A 26676-nucleotide genomic window follows, 5' to 3' on the forward strand; every position below is an offset into this window, starting at 1 on the left:
CGGTTCCTCCTTTTTCATATATGGTTACAGGGTGCCCAAGAACCGCTCCAGGCGGGTGAGGGCCTCGGTGAGGTTTTTCATGGAGGCGGCGTAGCAGGCCCGTACAAAGCCCTCGCCGCCGGGTCCGAAGGCAGAGCCGGGGATCACCGCCACGTGCTCCTGCTCCAGGAACCGGTCGCAGAACTCCTCGCTGGACAGTCCGGTGGAGCGGATGCAGGGGAAGACGTAGAAGGCACCCCGGGGCTCGAAGCAGTCCAGCCCCAGCTGGCGGAAGCCATCCACCAGGAAACGGCGGCGGCCGTCGTACTCCTGCTTCATGGTCTCAATGTCCCGGTCCCCGTGTTCCATGGCCTCGATGGCGGCGTACTGGCTGGTGGTGGGAGCGGACATGATGCCGTACTGGTGCAGCTTGGTCATGGCGGCGATGAGCTCCTTGGGTCCGCACACGTACCCCATACGCCAGCCGGTCATAGAATATGCCTTGGAGAAGCCGTTGATGACAATGGTGCGCTCGTACATGTCGGGAATGTTGGCCATGGACACGTGGTGCTGGCCATAGGTGAGCTCGGCATAGATCTCGTCGGACACCACCATAATATTGGTACCCCGCAGCACCTCCGCCAGGGCCTCCAAATCCTCCCGGTGCATGATGCCGCCGGTGGGGTTGTTGGGGAAGGGGAGCACCAGAATCTTGGTGCGGGGGGTGATGGCGGCTTTCAGCTCCTCGGGGGTGAGGCGGAACTCGTTTTCCACCTTGGTCTCCACGTACACGGGTACGCCGTGAATCATGGACACCAGGGGCCCATAGCACACGAAGGAGGGGGTGGGGATGATGACCTCGTCCCCCGGCTCCAGCAGACAGCGGAAGGCCAAATCCAGGCCCTCACTGCCGCCCACGGTGACCAGGGTCTGGCCGATGGGCTGATACTCCAGGTCAAACCGCCGCTTCAGATAGCGGCAGATGGCCCGGCGCAGGTCGGAGAGTCCGGCGTTGGGGGTGTACTTGGTAAAGCCCTTTTCCAGGGAGTAGATACCCGCATCCCGGATGTGCCAGGGGGTCTGGAAGTCCGGCTCTCCCACGCCCAGGGAGATGGCGTCGTCCATCTCCGCCATGATGTCGAAGTATTTCCGAATGCCGGAGGGAGGCACTTCCTGAATGCGCTGGCTTAAAATCTGTTTATAATCCATCATTCCAATACGAACCTCTCTTCCTGTTCCTCCTGCACCGGGAAAATCAGGTGCTTCTCTTTGTATTTCTTCAGGATGAAGTGGGTGGCGGTGCCGGTGACGCCCTCCATGGGGGCCAGCTTCTCACCCACGAACCGGGCCACCTCCTGCAAGGTGCGTCCCGAGATGATGACGGTGAAGTCGAAGGAACCGCTCATCAAAAAGAGGGATTCCACTTCATCATATTGGTAAATGCGCTGGGCAATGCGGTCGAAGCCGTCGCCCCGCTGGGGGGTGACCTTCACCTCAATGAGGGCGGTGACAGACTCCCGGTGGGTACGGTCCCAGTCCACAATGGCCTTGTAGCCCAGAATCACACGATTCTTCTCGTAGTCGGCAATGGCTGCTGCCACGTCCTCCTGGGTAGAACCGGTCATAGATGCCAATTGAGCGGGGGTGAGGGTGCAATCATTTTCCAAAAGTTGCAGCAGCTGTTTCATGGTACGTCCTCCTTTGCTTATTTCACCGCTTTTTCTCCCTGCAACCCGGGGGTTGTATGGAGAAATGTGGTTGAAACGTATTATACACTTTACCATAGTGCAATGCAATCCCCATTGTGGGGCGGAGAAAGGTGGGATTTTGCTTCTTGCAAGATTTGTAAAAAGGTGCTTCCCATGGTGGGAGGGGAGTGGTATAATATGCAGTTGTGTGAATTGATACAAATTCATGGTGCAATTTAGAAAGAAGGAGGCAGTGTGGATGGACTATACCATGCTAATTGACCGAATTCTGGAAGCAGAACGATCTGCCCGGGATGTAGCGGAAGAGGTAAAGACCCAGAAAGCCAATTTCGAGGCAGAATTGGAGCAGGAAAAGGCTGCAATTCGACAGAAGTATCTGGATCGCGCCAAAGCCTGGCTGGAGGAGCTGAAAAGCCAGGAGGAAGAGAAGAAAGAGCAGCTGATTGCTGCCCAGAAGGTGCGTTTGGATGACGCAAACGCCAAAATGGAGCGGGCGTACACTCGGTATGGGGACAACTGGGTGCATACGTTGTTCCACCAGACGGTTGACATTCCGTGAGCGCCGGATATGAGGCCCTGGCCACCAAGGCCAAGGCCATCTATGGCAAGCGCATCACCCGGCAGGACCTGGAGCATCTGGCCGGGATGCGCTCGGTGGACGACGTGCTGGCCGAGCTGCGCCAGCTGCCTGGGTGGAGCCATGCAGCGGAGCATCTGCCCCAAGATGCTCTCTTGACCCGTGCCACCCTGGAGACCGCTCTGCGGGAGCAGATTCGCCGGGAATACCTGAGCTTGATGGCCTTTGTGCCCCACAAGGACCGGGCCGTCATGGGCTTTCCCATTATGCGGGCGGGGATGGACGAGATCTTGGCCGCCCTGCGCCACCTCCACGCCAGTATTTATAAGGAAGTGGAGCCGCTTCCCCCGGCCTTTATGAGCCACACCCGGGTGGATGTGCAGGCCCTGCGCCGCTGCACCACCTATGACGGGCTGGTGGAGGCCACACGGGGGAGTATCTACCACGACGCCCTGGAGCGGCTGCGCTCCGCCGACGGTGCTCTGCCCGACTACGGCGTCACCGAGGCGCTGCTCAACGGGGTATACTACCAAAAGCTCCAGTCCATCATCCGCCGGAAATACGACGGAGATGTGCGCCGGATTATGGAGAAATCCGTGGGCAGTCAGGTGGATATGCTCAACCTCATGCACATTTTGCGCATGAAGCGGTATTTCCCCCAGGAGGACAACTACCTGCCGGTGCTGCTGCCCTACCACTACAAGCTCAAACCCCAGATGATTCACGCCATGTGTGCCGCCCCCAACGCTGAGGCGGTGCTGGAGCTGGCCCAGCAGACCCCCTATGGCCGCATCTTTGACCAGCATAGCGGGGAGGACTTGAATTATCTCTACACCGCCACCATTTACCGCACCAGCCGCCGCCAGCTGATGATGGGCAAACCCTCCATTTACAGCGCCGTGGCGCTGATGAACCTGCGAGAGATCGAGCTCAAAGCGGTGGTGTCCGCGGTGGAGGCGGCAAAATACCAGATGGCCCTGAATCCGTCCATACTGGACATGATGGACCGCTGAGGAGGGAGTACATGTCTGTTCAAGCAATGAAGTTTGTCACGGTCACAGGCCCGCTGCCGGAATTTGAAGCGGTGGTGCGCCAGTGTGTCGTGGACCGACCGTTTCACCCGGAGAGCGTGTTACAGGTGATGCACCGCAACAACCACCTGCGGTCCCTGAACATGCCCAACCAGGTGATGCCTCTGCTGCGGCAAGCAGAGGAAGTGCTCACCCGGCTGGAATTGGAGCCGGAATACCGCCCCTTTGCCGAGGGGGCAGACCTGGAAGAGGGCCAGAGATACCTGGATGACCTCACCCAGCAGCTGGACCAGATGGACCAGTGGGAGGAGGCCCTGCGCCAGGAGGAGGCGGACGACCGCTCTTCCGTGTCCCAGCTGGAGAAGCTGGCTGGCATCTCGGTGCAGCTGGACACCCTGCGCAACATGGACCACCTGTCCTTCCGCTTCGGGCACCTGCCTGAGGACAGCTACCGCACCTTCTCCGAGGTGCTGGACAAGCGAGAGGACTGCTTCTTCTTCCCCACCCACACGGAGAACAACCAAGTGTACGGCTGTTACTTCGCCCTCAAGGCCCGGGAGGAGAAGGTGGACGCCCTCTTCGACTCCATGCACTTTGTGCCTGTGCCCCTGGACGAGCGCCTGGGCGGCACCGCTCAGGAGGCCATTGAGGCCCTGCGCCACGAGATGGAGGACGACGAGCAGACCCTGGGACAGCTGAAAAACCAGCGCCAGGACCTGGCCCGGCAGCAGAAGGACCACCTTTTGAGCCTGCGGTCCTGGCTGTGCCGGGAAAACCAGGTCATGGAGATGCGCCGCTTCGGCGCCCGCTCCAAAGAGACCTTCTACCTCATGGGCTGGGTGCCCGAGGACGATCTGCCCGAGTTCTTGGCCCGGGTGGACGCCTATGGCAAGCTGGACTATGTGGTGGACAAGGCAGAGGAGACCGAGCTGACCCCGCCCACCAAGCTGAAAAATTCCCTGTTGGGCCGGATTTTCGAGCCCTTCCTGCGGATGTACGGCCTGCCCAACTACCACGAGTATGACCCGTCTTCCTTTATGGCCATCACCTACTGCATCTTCTTCGGCATCATGTTCGGAGACGTGGGGCAGGGCATTGGCCTGGCCCTCATCGGCCTGTTTTTAGCCACCAAAAAGCACATGTGGCTGGGGAAGATCATCGTCTGCTGCGGCATTTCCTCCACGATATTTGGATTTGTCTACGGCTCTGTGTTTGGCTTTGAGGACATCCTCCCAGGCTTTAAAATCCTGGAGGGCAACAACGTGGTGTACCTGCTGGTGGCCTCTCTGGCCATGGGCGTGGTGATGTTGGCCTTTGTGATGGTGCTCAATGTGCTAAACGGCATCCGTCAGCACGACTTTGACAAGATTTTCTTTGGCCCCAACGGCCTGGCCGGGATGGTGTTCTATTTAGGCCTCATCATTGCCGCTATGGTGACTCTGCTCACCGGGTTCAGCCTGTTCCGGGTGTGGTACGTCCTGCCGGTGCTGGTGCTGCCCCTGGTCCTCATCCTGTTCCGGGAGCCCCTGTCCGCGCTGGCAGAGGGAAAAGAGGATTGGAAGCCCGAATCCCTGGGGGCCTTGCTGGTCTCCGGCTTCTTCGAGCTGTTTGAGACCCTGCTGTCCTTCCTCACCAACACCCTGTCCTTCCTGCGTGTGGGCGCCTATGCCATCACCCACGTGTGTCTGATGCTGGTCATCCACACCATGGCAGGGGCCAACCTCAATCCCATCGTCCTCATTCTGGGCAACCTGTTTGTCATGGGCTTTGAGGGCCTGCTGGTGGGCATCCAGGTGCTGCGTCTGGAATTCTACGAGCTGTTCGGCCGGTTCTATCAGGACAGCGGCCGGGAGTATAGCCCCCGCATCATTGACTATACGGCGAAAAATTCTTAATCCATCCCAAAAACACAAACATTGGAGGTCATTATTATGAAAGTTATCCTGTTTATCCTGGGCTCCCTGATGCTGTTTCTGCCCCTGGTGACCATTGCCGTCAAGAAGCTCACCGGCGCTTCCGCCCGTCACGCCCTGCTGAGCAACATCGCCATGTTCTGCGGCCTGTTCGTCATCACCGCTGTGCTGGGCCTCACCGGGGCCTCTGCTGCCGCCCCCGACGCTGCTGCTGCCACTGGCGCCGCTGCGGACGGTCTGGCCACTGGTCTGAAGTACATCGGCGCCGGCCTGGCCGTGGGCCTGTCCGGCATCGGCGGCGGCATCGCCGTGTCCTCCTCCGCTTCCGCCGCTCTGGGCGCCATCTCCGAGAACGACTCCATGTTCGGTAAGTCCCTGATCTTCGTGGGTCTGGCCGAAGGCGTGGCTCTGTACGGTCTGATTATCGCCCTCGTCCTTCTCTTTGTGTCTTAATGGGGAAGCGGGGAGCGAACCATGCGTTACTTTGTCATCTCCGATAATACGGACACCCAAGTGGGTCTGCGCCTGGCGGGCGTGGAGGGCGTGGTAGCCCGCAGCAAAGAGGAGGCGGAGAAGGCCATTCAAAAGGCTCTGGCCGACGACACGGTGGGCATTCTGCTCATCACCGAGAGCCTGGCCCAGCTGTGTGCCGACCAGCTGGGGGATTGGAAGATGAGTGGCCGCACCCCCCTGGTGGTGGAGATTCCAGACCGACATGGAACTCGCAACCACGATGCCATTGGCCGATACATCCGGGAGGCCATTGGAGTCAAGCTCTAACTGGACAGGCAAGTCCCATATGACAAGGAGGGATCTCAACATGCCAGAACAAACCGAAAAGCTGCTTCACTTCACCGAAGAGGTGGTGCGCAACGCCGCCCAGCAGAGTGAGCAGATGAAGAAAGAATTGGAAGAGCAGCGGGCTGCCGCTCTGGCAGAGGCCAAAATTGAGGCCAAGGACGCTGCCCGGTCCTATTACGATAAGGAGGCCGCCCGTATCCGGGCGGAGTCCGGCCGGGAGGTGTCCCGGCACCTGATGGACAGCAAGCGCCAGATTTACCTGCGCCGCAAGGAGATCACCCAGGAAGTGTTTGAGCAGGTGTGTGAGCGCATCCGCACCTTCACCGGCACCCCTGACTACTATGACCACATGGTGCAGATGCTCCGCCGTGCCATGGAGCAGCTGCCCGGGGCTCAGGAGGTGACGGTGCAGCTGCGGGGGGAGGACATGTCCTTCGCCCCCAAGCTCTCCGCCGCCCTGGCCCCGGTAAAGGTGGAGTGCCAGGAGGGAAGCTTCTCCCTGGGCGGCTTCATCCTCCAGTGCAGCCAGTTAGGGCTGCGGGTGGACTGCTCCTTCGACAACCGGCTGGACGAGTTGGCCGGCCACTTCGCCGAGTCCTTCGGGCTGTCCCTGTCCGATGACTTGGACGAGATGTAAGGAGGGGGAAGTGGAATGAGTGAATATCGCATTTACAGTGTCAACGGCCCTGTGGTAAAGGTAGTGGGTGGCAAAGGCCTGGCCATGATGGACATGGTGTTTGCCGGCGACCAGCAGCTCATCGGCGAAGTGGTGGGCGTGGAAGGGGACATGACCACCGTGCAGGTGTACGAGGACACCGCCGGACTGGCCCCCGGTCAGCCGGTCACCACCACCGGGTCCCCCATGGCCCTGATGCTGGGCCCCGGCCTGCTGGGCAACATCTTTGACGGCATTGCCCGCCCCTTGAAGAGCCTGGAGGCCATTTCCGGCCCCTTCCTGGGCCGAGGGGTCAACATCCCCGCCCTGGACCTCTCCAAGAAATGGGACGTGGAGATCACCGTGAAAGAGGGAGACCCGGTCAAGCCCGGCACCCTCTACGCCCAGTGCCAGGAGACCTCCGCCATCCTCCACCGCTGCCTCACCCCCGCCGGACTCAACGGCACCGTCACCCGGGTGATGCCCAATGGCCCTTACACCGTGGAGGACGTGCTGGTGGAGGTCACCGATGCCCGAGGCAAGGTGACGAGTCTGAAACTGGCCACCCGGTGCACCATCCGAGGCGCCCGGCCCATCGCCCAGCGTCTGCCCATCCACCGCCCCCTCATCACGGGTCAGCGGATTTTGGACACCCTCTTCCCCATCGGCAAGGGGGGCGCCGCCGCCATCCCCGGCCCCTTCGGCGCAGGCAAGACCATGACCCAGCACCAGCTGGCCAAGTGGTCGGACGCAGACATCATCGTCTACTTAGGCTGCGGCGAGCGTGGCAACGAGATGACCCAGGCCCTGGAGGAGTTCTCCGAGCTGAAGGACCCCCGCACCGGGCTGCCCCTGATGAACCGTACCATCTTGATTGCCAATACGTCCAATATGCCGGTGGCTGCCCGTGAGGCTTCGGTGTACACCGGCATGACCATTGCCGAGTACTACCGGGACATGGGCTACCACGTGGCCCTCATGGCCGACTCCACCTCCCGCTGGGCCGAGGCGCTCCGTGAGATCTCCGGCCGCCTGGAGGAGATGCCCGCCGAAGAGGGCTTCCCCGCCTACCTGGCCTCCCGCCTGGCCGAGTTCTACGAGCGGGCGGGCTACGTGGAGACCCTGGAGGGCAAGGAGGGCTCCGTCACCGTCATCGGCGCCGTGTCCCCCCAGGGCGGCGACTTCTCCGAGCCGGTGACCCAGAACACCAAGCGCTTTGTCCGCTGCTTCTGGGCCCTGGACCGAAGCCTGGCCTACGCCCGGCACTTCCCCTCCATCAACTGGCTCAACTCCTACTCGGAGTACACCGTGGATTTCAAAGACTGGTACAGTGAGAACGTCTCCCCGGACTTCGCCCCCTGCCGTCAGCGCATTGCCAACCTGCTGCGGGAGGAGAGCCAGCTGATGGAGATCGTCAAGCTCATTGGCTCGGACATTCTCCCTGAAAACCAGAAGCTCATCATGGAGACCGCCCGCCTCATCCGCCTGGGCTTCCTCCAGCAGAACTCCTATAACCCTGTGGACACCTATGTGCCCCTGAAAAAGCAGCTGCTGATGATGCAGACCATTCTGCGCCTCTACGACGGGGTGAAGGAGGGTATTGACCGCTCCATTCCCCTGTCCCAGTACACCGCCACCGGCATCTTCGACACGGTGGTGAAGATGAAGTACGAGATTCCCAACGAAGACCTGTCCAAGTTCGACGACTACGCCGCCATGATCGACAAAGCCCTGGAGCAGGTCAACACTGCCAATAGCTGAGGTGACTGCCATGAGATTGGAATATACCGGACTATCTGACCTGAACGGCTCCCTGGTGGCCCTGGAAGGGGTCTCCGGCGTGTCTTACGACGAGATGGCCGAGCTGGTGATGGCCGACGGCTCCCGCCGCTATGGCCGTGTCATTCTCATCGAGGGCGACCGGGCGGTGCTCCAGGTGTTTGAGGGCACCCGTGGCATCTCTCTGGAGAACACCTCCACCCACTTCACCGGAAAGCCCATGGACATTGCCCTGTCCAAGGAGATGCTGGGCCGTGTCTTTGACGGCGCGGGCCGCCCCATTGACGGCCTGGGCGAGCTGTACCCCGACGAGCGGCGCAACATCAACGGCTCCGCCATCAACCCGGTGAGCCGCCAGTACCCCCGCAGCTGCATCTACACCGGCGTGTCCGCCATCGACGGCACGTCTACCCTGATTCGTGGCCAGAAGCTGCCCATCTTCTCCGGCGCTGGTATGGCTCACAATGAGCTGGCCGCCCAGATGGTGCGCCAGGCCCACGTGGCCGGGGACGACGGGGAGTTCGCCATCGTCTTTGCCGCCATGGGCGTGAAAAACGACGTGGCCGAGTTCTTCCGCCGCAACTTTGAGGAGTCCGGGGCTCTGCCCCGGGTGGCCATGTTCCTGAACTTGGCCTCCGACCCCATCATTGAGCGTATCCTCACCCCCCGCTGCGCCCTCACCGCCGCCGAGTATCTGGCCTTCAACCACGGCTACCACGTGCTGGTGGTGATGACCGACATGACCTCCTACTGCGAGGCCGTCCGTGAGTTCTCCTCCTCCAAGGGCGAGATTCCCTCCCGTAAGGGCTTCCCCGCCTACCTGTACTCCGATTTGGCCTCCCTCTACGAGCGGGCGGGCATGATCGTGGGCAAGAAGGGCTCGGTGACCCAGGTGCCCATCCTCACCATGCCCAACGACGACATCACCCACCCCATCCCCGACCTGACGGGCTACATCACTGAGGGCCAGATCGTGTTGGACCGGAACATGGACCAGTCCGGGGTCTATCCCCCCATCAACATCCTGTCCTCTCTGTCCCGTCTGATGAAGGACGGCATCGGCGAGGGCTACACCCGGGCCGACCATCCCGCCCTGTCCAACCAGCTGTTTGCCTCCTACTCCAAGGTACAGGACGCCCGCAGCCTGGCCTCGGTCATCGGCGAGGATGAGCTGTCCCCCCTGGACCAGCAGTACCTGCGCTTTGGCCGGGCCTTCGAGCAGTACTTTGTCCGCCAGGGCCAGCAGGAGGACCGCACCCTGGAGCAGACCCTGGAGCTGGGCTGGGCCCTGCTGTCCATCCTGCCCAAAGGCGAGCTGGACCGCATCAGCGACAAGGAGCTGGAAGAGCACTACAAGGAAGGGGCCTTCGAGTCCCTGGGCGAGCTGTAATGGGACACGTGACGGAAAGGGGGTGGCCCAATGGCTGCCATTCTGCCCACCAAGGGTAACCTCATGGCCGCCAAGCGCTCCCGGGCGCTGGCAACCACCGGCTATGAGCTGATGGACCGGAAGCGGAACATTCTGGTCCGTGAAATGATGACACTGATGGAGGACGCCTCCCGCATCCAGCGGGAGATTGACCAGGTCTTCCAGTCCGCCTATATCGCCCTGGCCAAGGCAAACATCGAGCTGGGCCTGTGCGACCGCATCGCGGAGGGCGTGGAGCCGGACAACAGTCTGGACGTGCGCTGGCGCTCGGTGATGGGGGTGGAGCTGCCCCACATCCCCGACAACACCCCGCCCCTGAGCCCCACCTATGGCTTTGCCTATACGTCCCCCGCCTTCGACCAGGCCTACATTCAGTTTGCCAAGGTCAAGGATTTGACCCGGCGTATGGCGGAGGTGGAGATCTCCATCTACCGCCTGGCCCAGGCCATCAAGAAGGCCCAGAAGCGGGCCAACGCCCTGAAAAACATCGTCATCCCCGACCTGGACAACACCATTCGCTTCATCACTGAGGCGTTGGAGGAAAAGGAACGGGAGGAGTTTGTGCGTCTGAAGGTCATCAAGCGCCAGACGGGCAAATAACCGAAAAAAATACCCCTGAGACGCACAAACAAGTCTCAGGGGTATTTTTCTGCTTATTCGCTTCGGATGGTGTCCTGATTGGTGTTCTGGATGCCGTTCTCGTCCTGGGTGACGGTGATGGCATAGTCGTGAATCTCCCACAGGGAGGCAGCAGCTGGGATGGACAGATCCAGGGACAGGTGGACCACATTCCCTTCCAGGGTGATGCCGTCCTCCTCCCGGTAGACGGTGTAGGAGTCTTGGGCCAGCTCCAACTGCTGGGTCACGCCGTTGTCGCCCAGAAGGAACAGGGTGGAGGAGGAGCCGCTCTCGGTGTCTTTGGCGATGACAGCCGCATGGATGGGGGTGGTGTCTAGGCTGCCCACGGCGTAGTCCAGCAGCTCATAGCCGGGGTGGTCCTGGGAGAAGGTCTCCACAAAGGCCTCCGCCTCCTCCTCATAGGGGTTGGGCGTGGGGGCCACCGTGGGGGTGGGCGTAGGGGTAGGGGTGGGAGTGCCAAGGGTACAGCCGGGCAGCGCCACCAGAAGAGCGGCGGAGAGAGCCGCTGCACAGAGCTTGTATTTGTCCATGTTCACACCTCGTTGTTTTCAGATTTACGGGGTATTGTATCAGACTTGGGGTGGAAAAGTCAACACAACCGGGTCGAAAGGGGGTACAAAAAGGGTGCGCCTTCCCGATGTTTGGGAGGCGCACCCTGGGGTCATTCTGCCAGTTGCTTCACCAGTCCGTGGAGAAATTCGGTCACCGTGGGCCGGGCCTTGCCTTCGCACATCTGGGAGACCTGGGCCTGGCACCGGGTACAGCACAGGGAGATGGCGGTGCGCATGGCGCTGTCCACCGCTCCGGGGTTCATGCCGAAGAACCGGGCCACCTCGGGGTAGAGCCGCTTGGTGGCCATGTCCAGGTAGGTGTCGTCGGCCTGAATGAGATGCACGCTGTACACCAGACAGTGGTACCCCTGATAGTTTCCCATCAGGCCTAGGGAGCGCAGCTTATTCTCAACAGTCGGATCTACCATGGTCTCTCGCTTCTTTCTCTCTGTTTGAATCTTATGTTACAGGGGGAAAGTGGGAATGTCAAGGGGTGGGGGTTAGGACAGGGTCAGGTCTCCCTCCCGAATCCAGCCAATCCGGCGCAGCAGCAGGCCGAAGGCCCAGGTGAGCACGGCGGGGAGGATGAAGCAGAGGAGGGCCATGGCCACCCAGTCCATGGCGGTGATGGCGGCTTTGGCCCCGTTGGCCACATCGTTGACCCATCCGGCGTATACCCCAATGGGGCCCACCATGCCGCAGGTGCCCATGCCCGAGGCCACGCCGCCGGAGGGGTCATTCATCTGGAACTGGAACACGCAGGTGGCCAGAGGTCCCGTGATGGCGGAGGTGAAAATGGCGGGCAGCCAGATGCGGGGGTTGCGGACGATGTTGCCCATTTGCAGCATGGAGGTGCCCAGGCCCTGGCTGATGAGGCCGCCCCACCGGTTTTCCCGGAAGGAGAGGAAGGCAAAGCCCACCATGTTGGCGCAGCAGCCTGCCACCGCAGCGCCGCCCGCCAGTCCGGTCAGGCCAATGGCGGCGCAGATGGCCGCCGAGGAGATGGGGAGGGTGAGGGCCACGCCAATGACCACAGACACCAGAATGCCCATCCAGAAGGGCTGGAGCACAGTGGCCCACTCCACAAAGTCACCCACGGAGGAGGCGGCGGTGCCGATGGCGGGGGCCCACCAGGCGGACAGGCCCACACCCACCAGAATGGTCACCAGGGGGGTGACCAGAATGTCAATTTTGGTCTCTTTGCTCACCAGCTTGCCCAGCTCGGCGGCGATAATGGCGATGAACAGCACCGCCAGGGGACCGCCGGCTCCCGACCCGCCGTCCAGAGTGGTAGAGCCCAGGGCGTTGGCGGCGTAGCCCACAGTGACCAGGGAGAAGAGCACCAGGGAAGGGGCTTTCAGGGCGTAGCCGATGGCCACGGCCATGGCCGCCCCGCTCATGGCGGAGGCGTAGCCGCCTACCGTCACCAGCACCTCCAGCCCCAGCTGTTTGCCTAAGGTATTTAAGATGGTACCGATGAGCAGGGAGCAGAACAGGCCTTGGGCCATGGCCCCCAGGGCGTCAATGCCGTACCGCTTGCCCGAGATGACAACGTCCTTTCGGGCCAAAAACTCCTTGAATTTGGACATGGGATTTCCTCCTTCTTTCTATCCATACAGGTGTCATGACACAAGTGGGTTTTATTATACGAGATTTTTTTCCCTTGTCAATGTGCATGTTTCACAACTCTCCTTGCCAGGGGCGGCGGAAGCGTGCTATACTGATATTCCCCCGCTGTGGGGGTTGATACCGAGTTATAAGGAGTATTCCACCATGAATGAGAAGGAAATCGGCGAAATTCGCCGCCGCTTTAAAGATGACCGCAATGCCATCGGCTCCATCCGGGGCTGTTATGTCAATGAACTCAAGCACATTGTATCCCAGTTCAACCAGCCCTTGTCCATGCTCAGCGAGGACGAGCGGGACATGTTCCTGGGGGTGCTGCGCAAGACCCTCTCGGGCAAGCTGGGGAAGAACCTGCTGCCCATGGAGTTTGAGACCCAGCAGGTGGCCTATGGGGAGGAGCACAAGCTGCTGATGACGGTGCGGGACTCCGCCTTGAAGGATGACGCCGCCGTGGAGGAGCTGTTCCGCCGCATTGTGGAGACGGTGGAGCTGGAGGGCAGCTATCTCATTCTGCTCATTCAGGACAGCTACGACGTGCCCTACCGGGGCAAGGACGGCAGCCGCCAGGACGATGGGGGCAACGAGGTGTACCGCTATATTATGTGCTCCATCTGTCCCGTGAAGGAGACCAAGCCTGCCTTGAGCTACTACATGCGGGAAAATGAGTTTCACAACCGCCAGATGAACCACCTGGTCAGTCCCCCCGCTCTGGGCTTTTTGTTCCCCGCCTTTGACGAGCGCAGCACCAACCTGTATGGGGCGCTCTTTTACACCAAGGACACCAAGGCCAGCCAGGAGGCTATGTGGAGCGAGCTGTTCCGCTGCCAGCCTCCCATGCCTGCCCAGGCCCAGAAGGAGACCTTCCAGACCATTTTCAGCGAGGCCCTGGAGGGACAGGGCAGCTACGAGGTGGTGGAAGGGGTGCACCAGCAGCTGCGAGAGATGATGGAGGTCCATAAGGAGAGCCACGAGCCGGAGCCTCTGACCCTGAACCATGGGGAGATGGCGGGTGTACTGCGTTCCTGCGGGGTGCCCGCCCACTGCGCCGAGGAGTTCGGACGCAAGTTCCAGGAGGCCTTTGGGGAGGAGACCGCCATCAACCCCGCCAACGTCATCCAGCCCAAGCAGGTGGAGGTGGCCGCCGCCGACGTGACGGTGCGTCTGCCCGCCGAGCAGAGCGACCTGGTGTCCACCCGGGTCATTGACGGGGTAAAGTACATTTTGATCCGTGCCCAGGACGGGGTGCAGGTCAACGGCGTAGACATTGCCATTGAGGAATAAGAGAAGGAGGAAGCTGTGTGCTTCCTCCTTTTTCTTAGGAAGAAGAGTTGCTTCTCCGATTTCCTCGGCAGAAACCAGCGCCCCTCCAGGGACGCTCCGCTGGGCCCGATTTCTCAGCGATGAGAAATCGGGGAAAGAATCGCCAAAGGCGGGGCCTTCCCCCGCCTTGTGGAATCCACCCCGCGGTACTGGGAGTCCCTGCGTCCTCCTTGTTTCGGCCCTTAGCCTGGTGGGGTCACATAGATGACTTGTCGTTCTATGGTTTGTATTTACTCCTCTGTTCGTGTGTCCTTCTACTGCCAGGGCCTTACCTTGGAATGCAACTGTTCCCAGTTGCCGGAGGCCTGGCTCCCGGCGGCGGAAACGCCGCACACCGGGGTGAGGCCCTGGAAACAGAGGTACAGTCTCACAGAGAAGGAAATGCTTGCTATAGACTTGCCAGGCCATCTATGTGACCCCACCGGGGCCAGGGCCGGCCATAGGATTGACGCAGTTCCAGCCTCGTACCCCAGGGGGGTCCTTAGGGGGGAACGCCCTAAGCGGGTTTTGGTTCCTTTTGACCGAGCAAAAGGAACCCCAAGCGGGGAGCGTCCCCGCCTGGCTGGCAAGCCTGTGCCAAGGAGAAACAGGAGGGCAATCTCCCGCGAAAGGGAGAGGGGGCAGGGAAGTTCGCAACCAGCAACTTCCCCACCTGGGAATTTTTGTTGTGCACCTCCACTATGATAAAACGTCGAACTTTATGGAACCTGCATGAATCTGTAAAACTTAAAATCACCCCTTGACTTTGAGGGCGATGGTGCTACAATGTACTTAAATTATTTTACTTAAATAATTTTAACTAAATTCAAAAAACACAAATTTAAAGGAGCTGTCAATATGGATTTCGAGCAGATTCGCGACATCATTGTGGAGACTCTCAACTGTGACGCCGACAAGGTGACCATGGACGCCCGTCTGGCTGAGGACCTGGACGCCGATTCCCTGGCTGCTGTGGAGCTGTCCATGGCTCTGGAGGAGGCCTTCGGTGTGACCATCGAGGACGAGGCTCTGCCCCAGATGAAGACCGTGGGCGACCTGGTGAACTATCTGGAGAGCCACCAGGGCTAATCGAAAGAGGAAAAGCAATGGCACCGGGGACCCCGGTGCCTTTTTTCCAAAAGGAGGAGCTATGACCAATCAAGAAATTTACGAGCTGATGGCTCGTTTTGACCAGAGTGGGCTGACCACTCTCAAGGTGACCCGCAAGGACTTTTCCCTGGAGCTGGGCAAGAACGTGACGGTGGCCGCCGCCTCTGTGGTGGCTCCTGTGGCCGCTCCCGCCGCGGCTGCTGCCCCTGTGGCAGAGCCTGTGGAAGAGGGCACCTTTGTCACCGCCCCCCTGGTGGGCACCTTCTATGCCGCCTCCGCCCCCGGGGAAGAGCCCTACGTCAAGCCGGGGCAGAAGGTGCAAAAGGGCGACGTGCTGTGCCTGGTGGAGGCCATGAAGACCATGAACGAGATCAAGGCCCCCTGTGACTGCGTGGTGGAGGAGGTACTGGCCCAGGATGGCGACCTGGTGTCCTATGGCCAGAACCTGATTCGCTACCGGGAAGGGTGAGCGGCATGTTTCGACGCATTCTCATTGCCAACCGGGGCGAGATCGCCGTGCGCATCTTCCGGGCCTGCCGGGAGATGAACATCCAGCCCGTGGTGGTATACTCCCAGGGAGACGCCGACGCCCTCCACGTGCAGCTGGCCGAGGAGGCCTACTGCATTGGCCCCGCCCGCTCTGCCGACAGCTACTTAAATATGAACGCCATTCTCACCGTGGCCAAGCAGACCGGCTGTGACGCCCTCCACCCCGGGTACGGCTTTTTGTCGGAGAACGCCGACTTTGCCGATGCCTGTGCTCAGGCGGGCATCACCTTCATCGGCCCCTCCGGGGACGTCATCCGCAACATGGGCAACAAGGCCGCCGCCCGCAAGCTGATGCAGCAGGCCGGGGTGCCTGTGGTGCCCGGCTCCGACGGAGCGGTGGACACCCCTGAGCAGGCCAAGGCCCTGGCGGATGCCATGGGCTACCCCGTGCTCATCAAGGCCGCCGCCGGCGGCGGCGGACGGGGCATGCGCCGGGTCTACGAGCCCGACCAGCTTATCCCTCTGTTCCAGGAGGCACGCAGCGAGTCCATTGCCTGCTTTGGCAGCGACGAGATGTACCTGGAAAAGCTCATCGTCAACCCCCGCCACATCGAGTTCCAGATCATGGCCGATGGGCAGGGCAACGTCATCCAGCTGGGGGAGCGGGACTGCTCCATCCAGCGGCGCAACCAGAAGATGTTGGAGGAATCCCCCTCCAAGGCCCTCACCCCTGAGCTGCGGGAGAAGATGGGGGCGGCGGCGGTGGCGGCGGCCAAGGCGGCCGGATACGTCAACGCCGGTACGGTAGAATTTGTTCTCTCTCCGGAAGGAGAGTTTTACTTCATAGAGATGAACACCCGTATCCAGGTGGAGCACCCGGTCACCGAGATGGTCACCGGGCTGGACCTGGTACGGGAGCAGATTCGGGTGGCCTCCGGGCTGCCCCTGTCGGTGACCCAGGACCAGGTGCAGCTCCATGGCCACGCCATTGAGTGCCGCATCAACGCCGAGGACCCCACCCACGACTTCCGACCTACCCCCGGCCACGTGGACTTTCTCCACATGCCCGGCGGCTGCGGGGTGCGGGTGGACAGCGGCCTGTACGGCGGCTACGACCTGCCCCCCTACTACGACTCCATGATGGCCAAGATCATCGTCCACGCCCCCACCCGGCTGGACGCCATCCGACGCATGCGCCGGGCCCTGGAGGAGCTGGTCATTGAGGGCACCACCAACAACATTGATCTGCTCCACCAGATCTTGTACCACCCCGACTTTGTCCGGGGCAGCTATCACACCGGGTTCATGGATGCCAATCTGGACACCCTGCTGGCCTGGAGCAATCCTGCTGAGGAGGAGAAGAAGGCATGAGTTCTGTGTTTCAACGGCGCAGACAGAAGCTGCTGGCCCTGAAGGCCATGCACAGCGTGTCCGCCTCGGTACAGCCCCACAGCAGTGAGGTGTGCAAAAATTGCGGTGGAGAGGTGCCCCATCGGGACCTGGTGGCGGCGGGGTACGTGTGCCCCCTGTGCGGCTACCACCACCCCATTGGCGCCTACTACCGCCTGAGTCAGATTCTGGACCGGGGCAGCTTCCGGGAGCTGGACGAGGAGCTGGCCTCCGCCGACCCCCTGGACTTCCCCGGCTATCGCCAGAAGCTGACCAAGGCCCAGGCCAAGACCGGCATGAACGAGGGCGTGGTCACCGCTCTGGGCCGCATCGGCGGCACGAAAGTGGCGGTGGGCGTGCTGGACAGCCGCTTCTTTATGGGCAGCATGAGCGCCGCCCTGGGTGAAAAGGTCACCCGGCTGGTGGAGCAGGCCGCCAAGTCCCGCCTGCCCCTCATCCTCTTTGCCGCCAGCGGCGGAGCCCGGATGCAGGAGGGCATTTTGTCCCTGATGCAGATGGCCAAGACCTCGGCGGCCCTGGAGCGGTTCTCCCGCCGGGGCGGCCTGTACATCTCGGTGCTCACCCACCCCACCACCGGCGGCGTCACCGCCTCCTTTGCCAGCCTGGGCGACATCATGCTGGCCGAGCCGGGGGCTCTCATCGGCTTTGCCGGGCCCCGGGTCATTGAGCAGACCATCGGCCAGGAGCTGCCCGAGGGCTTCCAGAGCGCAGAATATTTGTTGGAGCACGGCTTTTTGGACGCTGTGGTTCCCCGCAGTCAGATGCGGGAGACCCTCATCCGGCTGCTGAAGCTCCATGGAAAGGCAGGTGCAAACCGGGATGGCTGAGTATACTGCTGCTGAGCGCGTGGCGCTGGCCCGCAACACCGCCCGTCCCGGGGTGGTGGACTATGTCCAGGGCCTGTTTGGCGACTTTTTTGAGCAGAAAGGGGACCGCCTGTGCGGGGAGGACCCCAGTATTTTCGGCGGCATCGGCCTGTTCCACGGCCGTCCCGTCACCGTCATCGGCCACCGCAAGGGCAAGGACCTGGCCGAGCGCATGGCCTGCCGCTTCGGCATGCCCAACCCCGAGGGATACCGCAAGGCCGGACGGCTCATGGACCAGGCGGAGAAGTTTGGCCGCCCGGTGATCACCTTCATCGACACCCCCGGCGCCTACCCCGGCCTGGAGGCGGAGGCCAGAGGCCAGGGCGAGGCCATCGCCCGGATGCTGGCCAAGATGTCCGCCCTCACCGTGCCCACCATCGCCATTGTCACCGGAGAGGGTGGCAGCGGCGGCGCCCTGGCCCTGGGCGTGGGCAACCGGGTGCTGATGCTGGAAAACGCCGTGTATTCCGTCCTCTCTCCCGAGGGCTTTGCGGCCATCTTGTGGAAGGATGCCTCTCGCAGTGACGAGGCCTGCGAGGTGATGAAGCTCACCGCCGCCGACCTCTTGGAGCTGGGGGTCATCGACCGGGTGATCCCTGAGCCCGCTGGCGGAGCCCACACCGATGTGGCCGCTATGGTACACACCTTGGACCGGGTGCTCCAGGAGGAGTTGGCAGGCCTGAGCCGCATGAGCGGCCACGCCCTGTTCACCGGTCGATATGAAAAATTTAGAGCCATGGGCGCAAAGGCCCTGAGAAAGGAGCGCACATGAGTGGCATCAAATTGCTGGCCACGGGCAGTGCCCTGCCCCAGCATGTCATAACCAACCAGGATTTTGAGAAAATTGTGGACACCAGCGACGAGTGGATTCGCACCCGCACCGGCATCGGTGCCCGCCACCACTGCCGGGGGGAGGAGTGCCACACCAGCCTGTGTCTGGACGCCGCCCGCAAGGCCCTGGAGCGGGGGGGCATTGACCCCCAGCAGATCGGGGTGTGCCTGGTGGCCACCCTCACCCAGGATCACCTGACCCCCGCCACCGCCTGCGTGCTGCAAAAGGAGCTGGGGTTCCAGGAGGACACCATCTGCTTTGACTTGAATGCCGCCTGTTCCGGCTTTGTCTACGCCCTGCACACGGCCGAGTGCCTGCTGGCTGCCGCAAAGCGCAAGTACGCCCTGGTGCTGGGGGCTGAGGTGCTCAGCCGGGTCATGGACCTGACGGACCGCAGCACCTGCGTGCTCTTCGGAGACGGCGCTGGCGCTGCCCTGGTTCAGTGGCGGGAGGACTACCCCTCCATCCACGCCGTTCTGGGCTGCCGGGGCAACGACCGGGTGCTCACCATCCCCGGGGTCAACAAGGGTGAGCCCTCTGTGATTCACATGGAGGGACAGGATGTGTTCCGCTTCGCCGTGGAGGCCCTGCCCCGGTGCGCCCGGGAAGTAGCCGAGAAGGCGGGCATCACCCTGGATGAGGTGGACCGCTTTGTGCTCCACCAGGCCAACCAGAGAATCATCAATTTTGCCGTGAAGAAGCTGGGGGTAGACCCGGCCAAGTGCACCGGCAATATCGAACATACCGCCAACACCTCGGCGGCCAGCGTACCCATTTTGCTGGACGAGCTGGTGCAAAACGGAGACGTGAAGCCCGGAGATAAGGTCCTGTGCGTGGGCTTCGGCGGCGGACTGACCTGGGCGGGCGCTCTGCTGGAAGTGGCCCAGGGCTGAGAATGGAGGATTGAACAGATATGAAGTTAAATGAACTGCTGGGAATTGAGTTTCCTTTGATTCAGGGCGGCATGGCCAACATCGCCACCGGCGCCTTCGCCGCCGCTGTGTCCAACGCTGGCGCTCTGGGCCTGGTGGGCTCCGGCGGCTGGGACGCTGAGACCCTGCGCCGTGAAATTCGCATCGCCAAGGAGCACACCGACAAGCCCTTCGGCGTCAACCTCATGCTCATGAACCCCCACATCGACGACCTGGCCAAGGTCGTGGTGGAGGAGGGGGTGGCCGTGGTCACCACTGGCGCCGGCAACCCCGGCAAGTACGTCCCCGCCTGGAAAGAGGCTGGCATCCGGGTCTTCCCCGTGGTGGCGGCTCCCATCCTGGCCAAGCGCCTGGAGCGTCTGGGTGTGGACGGCTTCATCGCCGAGGGCACCGAGAGCGGCGGACATGTGGGTGAGATGACCACCATGGCCCTGGTGCCCCAGGTGGTGGACACCGTGTCCGTCCCCGTCATCGCCGCCGGCGGCATTGCCGACGGCCGTCAGCTGGCCGCTGCCTTTGCCCTGGGCGCCTGCGGCGCTCAGATCGGCACTTGCCTGCTGGCCAGCGAGGAGTGCCCCATCCATGAAAACTACAAGAAGGCGGTCATCAAGGCCAGCGCCACCGACACCATCGTCACCGGCCGCACCACTGGCGCTCCCGTGCGGGTGCTGAAGAACAAGATGGCCCGGGAGTATGTGCGCATGGAGAAGGATCACCTGCCCCTGGAGGAGCTGGAGAAGCTGACCCTGGGCTCTCTGCGCCGGGCTGTGTTTGACGGCGACGTGGACACCGGCAGCTTCATGGCCGGTCAGGTGGCCGGTATGGTCCATGAGGTGCGCCCCCTGCGCCAGATCTTTGAGGATCTGATGGCAGGCTATGACAAGACCGTAAAGGAGATGCAGGGATGAGCATTGCGTTTTTGTATGCCGGACAGGGCAGCCAGCACCCGGGCATGGGTGCCGACCTGTACGAGACCTACCCCCAGTTCCGGGCCGTGCTGGACGGGGCAGACCTGGACTTTGATGTCAAAGAGGTCAGCTTCCAGGACAGCCAGGGGGTTTTGAATGAGACCCGGTACACCCAGCCCTGCATGGTGGCCTTTGCCGTGGGCGTCACCCAGATTCTCAACCATGAGGGCATCCGCCCCGACTACGTGGCGGGCCTGAGCCTGGGCGAGTACTCCGCCCTCCAGGCCGCCGGGGTGTTCAACCCTCAGCAGGCCATCTCCCTGGTGGCCTTCCGGGGCAAGGTGATGGCCGAGGCCGCCAAGGACGTGCCCTGCGGCATGACCGCCGTGCTGGGCCTGGACCGGGAAAAGCTGGAGCAGGCCTGTGACGAGGCCAGCGCTCTGGGTGTGGTGTGCATCGCCAACTACAACTGCCCCGGCCAGCTGGTCATCGGCGGCCACCAGGCTGCTGTGGACGAGGCCGCTCGCCTGGCCAAGGAGATGGGTGCCCGCCGCTGCATGCCCCTGAAGGTCAGCGGACCCTTCCACACCCCTCTGTTGAAGCCCGCCGGGGACGCCCTGGCCGAGAAGTTCAAGGGGGAGACCTTTGGCGAGATGCAGGTGCCGGTGCTCTTCAACTGTCTGGGCCGTGAGAAGGGCCCCGACGACACCATTCCCGCCCTGCTGGAGCGCCAGGTGCAGTCCTCCGTGTACATGGAGGACACCATTCGCCGTCTGGCTGAGTTGGGTGTGGACACCATCGTAGAAATCGGACCGGGGAAGGTGCTCAGCGGCTTTGTGCGCAAGACCACCCCCGAGATCAAGACTTATGCCGTGGAGACTGTGGCCGACGTTCAGGCCCTGGTCCAGGCACTGAAATGAGGGATTCGACCATGTCATTGAAGGGAAAAGTGGCCATCGTCACCGGCGGCAGCCGGGGCATTGGCCGAGCCATCTGCCTGGAACTGGCCGCCCAGGGGGCCAATGTGGTGTTCTCCTACGCCGGCAACGATGCCGCCGCTCAGGAGACCCTGGCCGCCCTCACCCAGCTGGGTGTGGAGGCGCGCAGCTTCAAGGGTGACGTCACCGACGCCGAGGCCGTGAAGAACCTGGTGGACACCGCCGTGAAAGAGCTGGGCGGGGTGCACATCCTGGTCAACAACGCCGGAATTACCCGGGACGGCCTGGCCATGACCATGAAGGAAGAGGACTTTGACGCCGTGGTGAGCACCAACCTGAAAGGCACCTTTTTGTGCATGAAGGCGGTGACCCGGCCCATGATGAAGGCCAAGTATGGCCGCATCGTCAACCTCAGCTCCGTGGTGGCCCTGCGGGGCAACCCCGGCCAGGTCAACTACTGCGCCAGCAAGGCTGGCGTCATCGGTATGACCAAGTCCCTGGCCAAGGAGCTGGCCGGACGGGGCATCACCGTCAACGCTGTGGCCCCCGGCTACATCGCCACCGATATGACCGCCGCCCTGCCCGAACAGGCCCGGGAGGCCATGCTCACCACCATCCCCGCCCGCCGGGCAGGCACCCCCGAAGATGTGGCCAAGGCCGTGGCCTTCCTGGCCAGCGACGGGGCCGGATACATCACCGGCCAGGTGCTCAGCGTGGACGGCGGCATGGGCATGTGACCAGACAAGGAGGAAATTATGGGAAACAAACGCAGAGTTGTCATCACTGGCATGGGCACTGTCAACCCCCTGGGCCACAACGTGGCGGAGAGCTGGCAGGCAGTGCAGGAGGGCGTGTGCGGCATCGACACCATTACCCTCTATGACCCCACCGACCGCAAGGTGAAGCTGGCCGCCGAGGTGAAGAACTGGGACCCCACCACCGTGCTGGATAAGCGGGAGGTCAAGCACATGGCCCGCTATGCCCAGTTTGCCATGGTGGCCGCCCGGGAGGCCTTTGCCGACAGCGGCCTGGAGAAGGAGAAGCTGGACCTGACCCAGTGCGGTGTCATCGTCTCCAGCGGCGTGGGCGGCATCGGCACCACCGAGGCCGAGCAGACCCGTGGCTTGGAGAAGGGCTTCGACCGGGTCAACCCCTACTACATCCCCGAGGCCATTGCCAACATGGGCGCCGGCCTCATTGCCATCGACCTGGGTTTTAAGGGCATGTGCACTTGCCCCGTCACCGCCTGTGCCGGCGGCTCCAACGCCGTGGGCGACGCCTTCCGCCACATCCGGGACGGCTACGCCACCGTGATGGTGTGCGGCGGTGCCGAGGCCGCCGTGACCCCTCTGTCCATCGGCGGCTTTACCACCATGCGGGCTCTCCACACCGGAGAGGACAAGAACGCCGCTTCCGTGCCCTTTGATGCCCGCCGCAGCGGCTTTGTCATGGGCGAGGGCGCTGGTATCCTGGTGCTGGAGGAGCTGGAGCACGCTCTGGCCCGTGGCGCCAAGATTTACGCCGAGATGGTGGGCTATGGCGTCACCTGTGACGCCTACCACATGACCGCACCCGCCCCCAACGGCGAGGGCGGCGCCCGTGCCATGGCTCAGGCCCTGGCCGACGGAGACATGAAGCCGGAGGACGTGGACTACATCAACGCCCACGGCACCTCCACCCCCCTCAACGACTCCGGCGAGACCGCCGCCATCAAGACCGTGTTCGGCGACCACGCCTACAAGCTGGCCGTGAGCTCCACCAAGTCCATGACCGGCCATATGCTGGGCGCTGCCGGCGGCGTGGAGGCCATCTTCACCGCTCTGGCTGTGAAGGAGGACTACATCCCCGCCACCATCAACTACAAAGAGCCCGACCCCGCCTGTGACCTGGACATCGTGCCCAACCAGGGCCGCCACGCTACCGTGCGCTGCGCGCTGTCCAACTCTCTGGGCTTCGGCGGCCACAACGCCTGCGTGCTCATGAAGAAGTGGGAGGGCTAAAGGCTATGCAGTACAATTCCAATGAGATCGCCCAGATCATGCCTCACCGCTACCCCTTCGCCCTGGTGGACAAGATCGTGGACGGAGAAGAGGGCAAGTGGGCCAAGGGAATCAAGTGCGTCACCGTCAACGAGCCCTTCTTCCAGGGCCACTTCCCCCAGTACCACGTGATGCCCGGTGTGCTCATTCTGGAGGCCCTGGCCCAGGTGGCTGGCATCACCGTGCTGTCCATGGAGGAGAATCGGGGCAAGCTGGGCTTCTTCGGCGGCATCAAGAACGCCCGCTTCCGCCGCCAGGTGGTGCCCGGCGACGTGCTGGAGCTGGAGTGCACCATCATCAAGCAGAAAGGCCCCGTGGCCGTGGCGGAAGCCAAGGCTGTGGTGGACGGCCAGGTGGCCGTCACCGCCGAGCTCACCCTGGCGCTGGGTAAGTAAATTACCGGGCTTTTGTGTGAAATCTGGAACTATGTACCATAAAACAGACGGACACGGAGGCAACGGAATGTTGGAGGAGCGATTCGGAGCGGTGTATACCAAGTTTAAGCTCCATTTTTACCAGGAGATTTTCGCCCATTTTCAGAATCGGGAGGCCAGCCTGACCACGGTGGAGACCTTCGCCATGGAGACCATCCAGGCCCTGGGCACCCCCACCGTCAACGAGTTTGCCACCTTTATGCGCATCTCACCCCCCAATGCGGCCTATAAGATCAACAGTCTGGTGCGCAAGGGGTACCTGACCAAGGTGCAGTCGGAGCAGGATAAGCGGGAATACCACCTGCAAGTGACCCAGAAATACCGGGATTACTGCAATGTCAGCACCGACTACATTCGAAAGGTCATGGAGCGCATCAAAGAGCGCTTTAGCCCGGAGGAGTGCGACAAGCTGGAGGAGATGCTGGCCATCGTCAGCCAGGAGCTGATGCCGGAGGTCAACCTCCCCGGCGAGACGGGCTGAGCCCCTCACTGACAAGCAAACACTGGGAAAAAGACCCGCCGATGGCGGGTCTTTTTTTGCCCTTTTTTCCGGGACAGAGGACAAAACCCAATAAAAGCTGACATTTTGTGGGGAAATGTTGACAACCTGGTGATGTCGTGGTAAACTATACCAGAATTACCATGGAGATTTATGCGTTTCCACTAGTTTCATATGGGGGAAGGCAGCTGCAACTTCCAGGTAAGGTAGGTGAAGGATGGAGAATGGAAGGGGGAGCGCGGACCGGCGTTCCCGATGATGTGCACGGCTTTGCCCCAGGCCACAGAGCAGCCATAGAGCGACGGCTCGGGCTGTGATGATTGATAAAACGTGCGTAGGTAAAGGAAGTTTATGTACCACAAGGAGGTAAGAGTAGTGAAACTATTCAAACGGGCTATGCCCATCCTGCTGTCTGCTGCAATGGCTGCCAGCATGCTGCTCCCCGCCGCTGCCGCCAATCAGGGCAGTGGGGAGACCACCACAACCGCCACTGAGGGCTCTTACGACAAGTCCATCGTCATGGTGGACGCTGGCCGTAAGTATTTCTCCGTGGACAGCCTGAAGTCCATCATCGACAGCGCTTCTTCCGCTGGCATGCACTATGTGATGCTGGGTCTGGGCAACGACGGTATGCGTTTCCTGCTGGACGACATGTCCCTGACTGTGGGTGACACCACCTACACCAGCGAAGAGGTGTCCACCGCCATCCACGCTGGCAACGAGGCTTACAGCGACTTTGAGGTGGACGAGCTCACCGAGGACGACATGGACGCCATCATGTCCCATGCCGATTCCAAGGGCGTGGAGATCATCCCCCTGATCAACACCCCCGGCCACATGGACGCCATCCTGGACACCGCTGAGGCCCTCACCGGCGTGGACTGCGCCTATGGCTCCTCTCAGCGCACCATTGACATCACCAACGAGACTGCCACCAGCTTTACCAAGGCGTTCCTCCAGAAGTACATCACCTACTTCGCCGACAAGGGCTGCACCCTCTTCAACATGGGTGTGGACGAGTACGCCAACGATGCCGGCGGCATGGGCTTCCCCAAGCTGGTGGCCAATGGCCAGTACGACGACTTTATCAAGTACGTCAATGAGGTGTCCGCCATGGTCAAGGAGGCCGGCATGACTCCCATGGCCTTCAACGACGGCATCTACTACGACAACACCACCGATCAGGGCACCTTCGACCAGGACATCATCATCTGCTATTGGTCCTCCGGTTGGTGGGGCTATGACGTGGCCAAGCCCGCCTTCCTGGCTGAGCAGGGCCACCAGCTGGTGAACACCCACGGCGACTGGTATTGGATCGTGGGCGGCAACAAGTGCACCGCCGAGAAGGCCAGCCAGTTTAACATCAACAGCTTCATGAGCGGCACCATCGAGGACCCCGTGGGCGCCATGTTCTGCATCTGGAGCGACGTGCCCCAGGCTCAGACCGATGCCAGCGTGGCAGAAGAAGTGGCCGACGTCATCGCCGCCTTTGGCTCCGCTCTGCCCGAGACTCCCGAGCGCCACGTCCACGGCGACGCCTCTCTCAACGAGTATGACAAGTCCTTTGTCATGGTGGACGCTGGCCGGAAGTACTTCTCCGTGGACAGCCTGAAGTCCATCATCGACAGCGCTTCTTCCGCTGGCATGCACTATGTGATGCTGGGTCTGGGCAACGACGGTATGCGCTTCCTGCTGGACGACATGACCCTGACCGTGGGCGGCACTACCTACACCGACAAGCAGGTCTCCGACGCCATCCACGCTGGCAACGAGGCTTACAGCGACTTTGAGGTGGACGAGCTCACCGAGGCCGAGATGAACGAGATCCTGTCCTACGCCGCCACCAAGGGCGTGGAGATCGTGCCTCTGATCAACACCCCCGGCCACATGGACTCCATCCTGGACGCTGCCGAGGCCCTCACTGGTGTGGACTGCGCCTATGGCACCTCTCAGCGCACCATTGACATCACCAACGAGACCGCCACCAGCTTCACCAAGGCGTTCCTCCAGAAGTACATCACCTACTTCGCCAGCAAGGGCTGCACCCTCTTCAACATGGGTGTGGACGAGTACGCCAACGATGCCGGCGGCATGGGCTTCCCCAAGCTGGTAGCCAATGGCCAGTACGACGACTTTATCAAGTACGTCAATGAGGTGTCCGCCATGGTCAAGGAGGCCGGCATGACTCCCATGGCCTTCAACGACGGCATCTACTACGACAACACCACCGA

At 61.9% G+C, this 26676-nt stretch carries 28 protein-coding genes; 23 read left to right on the plus strand and 5 right to left on the minus strand.

The window, feature by feature from the left end; all coding sequences use genetic code 11:
• Positions 1 to 24 precede the first annotated feature (24 nt).
• Both B5F98_RS08940 and B5F98_RS08945 read right to left on the minus strand, forming a co-directional pair.
• On the minus strand, positions 25 to 1188 hold the full coding sequence (locus B5F98_RS08940; RefSeq protein ID WP_087232817.1) for an aminotransferase class I/II-fold pyridoxal phosphate-dependent enzyme: 1164 nt from the start codon (positions 1186 to 1188) through the stop codon (positions 25 to 27).
• Positions 1188 to 1667 (minus strand): Lrp/AsnC family transcriptional regulator, encoded by a 480-nt coding sequence (locus B5F98_RS08945; RefSeq protein WP_087232725.1) that lies wholly within the window; start codon positions 1665 to 1667, stop codon positions 1188 to 1190. The genes B5F98_RS08940 and B5F98_RS08945 overlap by 1 nt, the downstream gene beginning before the upstream one ends.
• Before the next feature lie 259 nt (positions 1668 to 1926).
• Here B5F98_RS08945 and B5F98_RS08950 point away from each other — a divergent pair, with 259 nt between their 5' ends.
• Genes B5F98_RS08950 through B5F98_RS08990 form a run of 9 tightly spaced genes read left to right on the plus strand, consistent with a single transcriptional unit; the run spans position 1927 to position 10473 of the window.
• Positions 1927 to 2247, plus strand: coding sequence for a hypothetical protein (locus B5F98_RS08950; protein ID WP_087232722.1), 321 nt, complete (start codon positions 1927 to 1929; stop codon positions 2245 to 2247).
• Positions 2244 to 3278, plus strand: a complete 1035-nt coding sequence (locus B5F98_RS08955; RefSeq protein ID WP_087371587.1) for a V-type ATPase subunit — start codon at positions 2244 to 2246, stop codon at positions 3276 to 3278. The genes B5F98_RS08950 and B5F98_RS08955 overlap by 4 nt, the downstream gene beginning before the upstream one ends.
• Positions 3279 to 3289: 11 nt before the next feature.
• Complete coding sequence (locus B5F98_RS08960; RefSeq protein WP_087371590.1) at positions 3290 to 5191, plus strand: V-type ATPase 116kDa subunit family protein; 1902 nt, start codon at positions 3290 to 3292, stop codon at positions 5189 to 5191.
• Between the two features lie 36 nt (positions 5192 to 5227).
• Positions 5228 to 5662, plus strand: coding sequence for an ATP synthase subunit C (locus tag B5F98_RS08965; RefSeq protein WP_087371594.1), 435 nt, complete (start codon positions 5228 to 5230; stop codon positions 5660 to 5662).
• 21 nt (positions 5663 to 5683) lie between these two features.
• The gene (locus B5F98_RS08970; RefSeq protein ID WP_087232709.1) at positions 5684 to 5989 is read left to right on the plus strand and encodes a V-type ATP synthase subunit F; all 306 of its coding nucleotides are present in this window, start codon (positions 5684 to 5686) and stop codon (positions 5987 to 5989) included.
• A 40-nt stretch (positions 5990 to 6029) separates the two neighbouring features.
• Positions 6030 to 6647 (plus strand): V-type ATP synthase subunit E, encoded by a 618-nt coding sequence (locus B5F98_RS08975; RefSeq protein WP_158099821.1) that lies wholly within the window; start codon positions 6030 to 6032, stop codon positions 6645 to 6647.
• A 15-nt stretch (positions 6648 to 6662) separates the two neighbouring features.
• Positions 6663 to 8426, plus strand: coding sequence for a V-type ATP synthase subunit A (locus tag B5F98_RS08980; RefSeq protein ID WP_087232703.1), 1764 nt, complete (start codon positions 6663 to 6665; stop codon positions 8424 to 8426).
• 10 nt (positions 8427 to 8436) lie between these two features.
• Positions 8437 to 9834, plus strand: a complete 1398-nt coding sequence (locus B5F98_RS08985; protein ID WP_087232700.1) for a V-type ATP synthase subunit B — start codon at positions 8437 to 8439, stop codon at positions 9832 to 9834.
• 30 nt (positions 9835 to 9864) lie between these two features.
• Positions 9865 to 10473, plus strand: a complete 609-nt coding sequence (locus B5F98_RS08990) for a V-type ATP synthase subunit D (RefSeq protein WP_087232697.1) — start codon at positions 9865 to 9867, stop codon at positions 10471 to 10473.
• A 53-nt stretch (positions 10474 to 10526) separates the two neighbouring features.
• On the opposite strand, the gene B5F98_RS08995 is transcribed toward B5F98_RS08990, so the two are convergent.
• The 3 genes from B5F98_RS08995 to B5F98_RS09005 form a co-directional block, all read right to left on the minus strand.
• Positions 10527 to 11042 carry a hypothetical protein gene (locus B5F98_RS08995; RefSeq protein WP_087371599.1) on the minus strand — a complete coding sequence of 172 codons (516 nt, stop codon included), beginning with the start codon at positions 11040 to 11042 and terminating at the stop codon, positions 10527 to 10529.
• 131 nt (positions 11043 to 11173) lie between these two features.
• Positions 11174 to 11491 carry a sporulation initiation factor Spo0A C-terminal domain-containing protein gene (locus tag B5F98_RS09000; protein WP_087371602.1) on the minus strand — a complete coding sequence of 106 codons (318 nt, stop codon included), beginning with the start codon at positions 11489 to 11491 and terminating at the stop codon, positions 11174 to 11176.
• Between the two features lie 72 nt (positions 11492 to 11563).
• On the minus strand, positions 11564 to 12652 hold the full coding sequence (locus B5F98_RS09005; RefSeq protein WP_087371604.1) for a PTS sugar transporter subunit IIC: 1089 nt from the start codon (positions 12650 to 12652) through the stop codon (positions 11564 to 11566).
• Positions 12653 to 12836: 184 nt separating this feature from the next.
• Here B5F98_RS09005 and B5F98_RS09010 point away from each other — a divergent pair, with 184 nt between their 5' ends.
• From B5F98_RS09010 to B5F98_RS09075, 14 genes are all read left to right on the plus strand, one after another.
• A complete protein-coding gene (locus B5F98_RS09010; protein WP_087234248.1) occupies positions 12837 to 13970 on the plus strand; it encodes a DUF4317 domain-containing protein in 1134 nt (377 codons plus the stop codon).
• Positions 13971 to 14846: 876 nt separating this feature from the next.
• Complete coding sequence (gene acpP, locus B5F98_RS09015) at positions 14847 to 15077, plus strand: acyl carrier protein (RefSeq protein WP_087234246.1); 231 nt, start codon at positions 14847 to 14849, stop codon at positions 15075 to 15077.
• Positions 15078 to 15138: 61 nt separating this feature from the next.
• Complete coding sequence (gene accB / locus B5F98_RS09020; RefSeq protein ID WP_087371607.1) at positions 15139 to 15567, plus strand: acetyl-CoA carboxylase biotin carboxyl carrier protein; 429 nt, start codon at positions 15139 to 15141, stop codon at positions 15565 to 15567.
• Positions 15568 to 15572: 5 nt separating this feature from the next.
• A complete protein-coding gene (gene accC / locus B5F98_RS09025) occupies positions 15573 to 16958 on the plus strand; it encodes an acetyl-CoA carboxylase biotin carboxylase subunit (RefSeq protein WP_087234242.1) in 1386 nt (461 codons plus the stop codon).
• The gene (gene accD, locus B5F98_RS09030) at positions 16955 to 17824 is read left to right on the plus strand and encodes an acetyl-CoA carboxylase, carboxyltransferase subunit beta (RefSeq protein ID WP_087371609.1); all 870 of its coding nucleotides are present in this window, start codon (positions 16955 to 16957) and stop codon (positions 17822 to 17824) included. Before accC ends, accD begins: the two co-directional genes overlap by 4 nt.
• On the plus strand, positions 17817 to 18635 hold the full coding sequence (locus tag B5F98_RS09035) for an acetyl-CoA carboxylase carboxyltransferase subunit alpha (protein WP_087371612.1): 819 nt from the start codon (positions 17817 to 17819) through the stop codon (positions 18633 to 18635). Before accD ends, B5F98_RS09035 begins: the two co-directional genes overlap by 8 nt.
• Positions 18632 to 19588, plus strand: coding sequence for a beta-ketoacyl-ACP synthase III (locus B5F98_RS09040; RefSeq protein WP_087234236.1), 957 nt, complete (start codon positions 18632 to 18634; stop codon positions 19586 to 19588). Before B5F98_RS09035 ends, B5F98_RS09040 begins: the two co-directional genes overlap by 4 nt.
• Positions 19589 to 19608: 20 nt before the next feature.
• Positions 19609 to 20535: a nitronate monooxygenase gene (locus tag B5F98_RS09045; protein ID WP_087234234.1), complete on the plus strand. Its 927-nt coding sequence runs from the start codon at positions 19609 to 19611 to the stop codon at positions 20533 to 20535.
• Complete coding sequence (gene fabD, locus B5F98_RS09050) at positions 20532 to 21455, plus strand: ACP S-malonyltransferase (protein WP_087371615.1); 924 nt, start codon at positions 20532 to 20534, stop codon at positions 21453 to 21455. Before B5F98_RS09045 ends, fabD begins: the two co-directional genes overlap by 4 nt.
• Positions 21456 to 21466: 11 nt before the next feature.
• Entirely contained in the window at positions 21467 to 22210 is a 744-nt protein-coding gene (gene fabG / locus B5F98_RS09055) for a 3-oxoacyl-[acyl-carrier-protein] reductase (RefSeq protein WP_087371617.1), read from the plus strand.
• Positions 22211 to 22228: 18 nt separating this feature from the next.
• Positions 22229 to 23473 carry a beta-ketoacyl-ACP synthase II gene (fabF, locus tag B5F98_RS09060; protein WP_087371619.1) on the plus strand — a complete coding sequence of 415 codons (1245 nt, stop codon included), beginning with the start codon at positions 22229 to 22231 and terminating at the stop codon, positions 23471 to 23473.
• Positions 23474 to 23478: 5 nt separating this feature from the next.
• A complete protein-coding gene (gene fabZ / locus B5F98_RS09065; RefSeq protein WP_087234227.1) occupies positions 23479 to 23907 on the plus strand; it encodes a 3-hydroxyacyl-ACP dehydratase FabZ in 429 nt (142 codons plus the stop codon).
• Positions 23908 to 23974: 67 nt separating this feature from the next.
• Positions 23975 to 24427: a MarR family transcriptional regulator gene (locus B5F98_RS09070; RefSeq protein WP_087371622.1), complete on the plus strand. Its 453-nt coding sequence runs from the start codon at positions 23975 to 23977 to the stop codon at positions 24425 to 24427.
• A gap of 393 nt (positions 24428 to 24820) precedes the next feature.
• A partial coding sequence (locus tag B5F98_RS09075; RefSeq protein WP_158099822.1) for a family 20 glycosylhydrolase occupies positions 24821 to 26676 on the plus strand: 1856 nt, incomplete at its 3' end.

The sequence above is a fragment of the Pseudoflavonifractor sp. An44 genome, assembly GCF_002161675.1.
Classification (GTDB): domain Bacteria; phylum Bacillota; class Clostridia; order Oscillospirales; family Oscillospiraceae; genus Enterenecus; species Enterenecus faecium.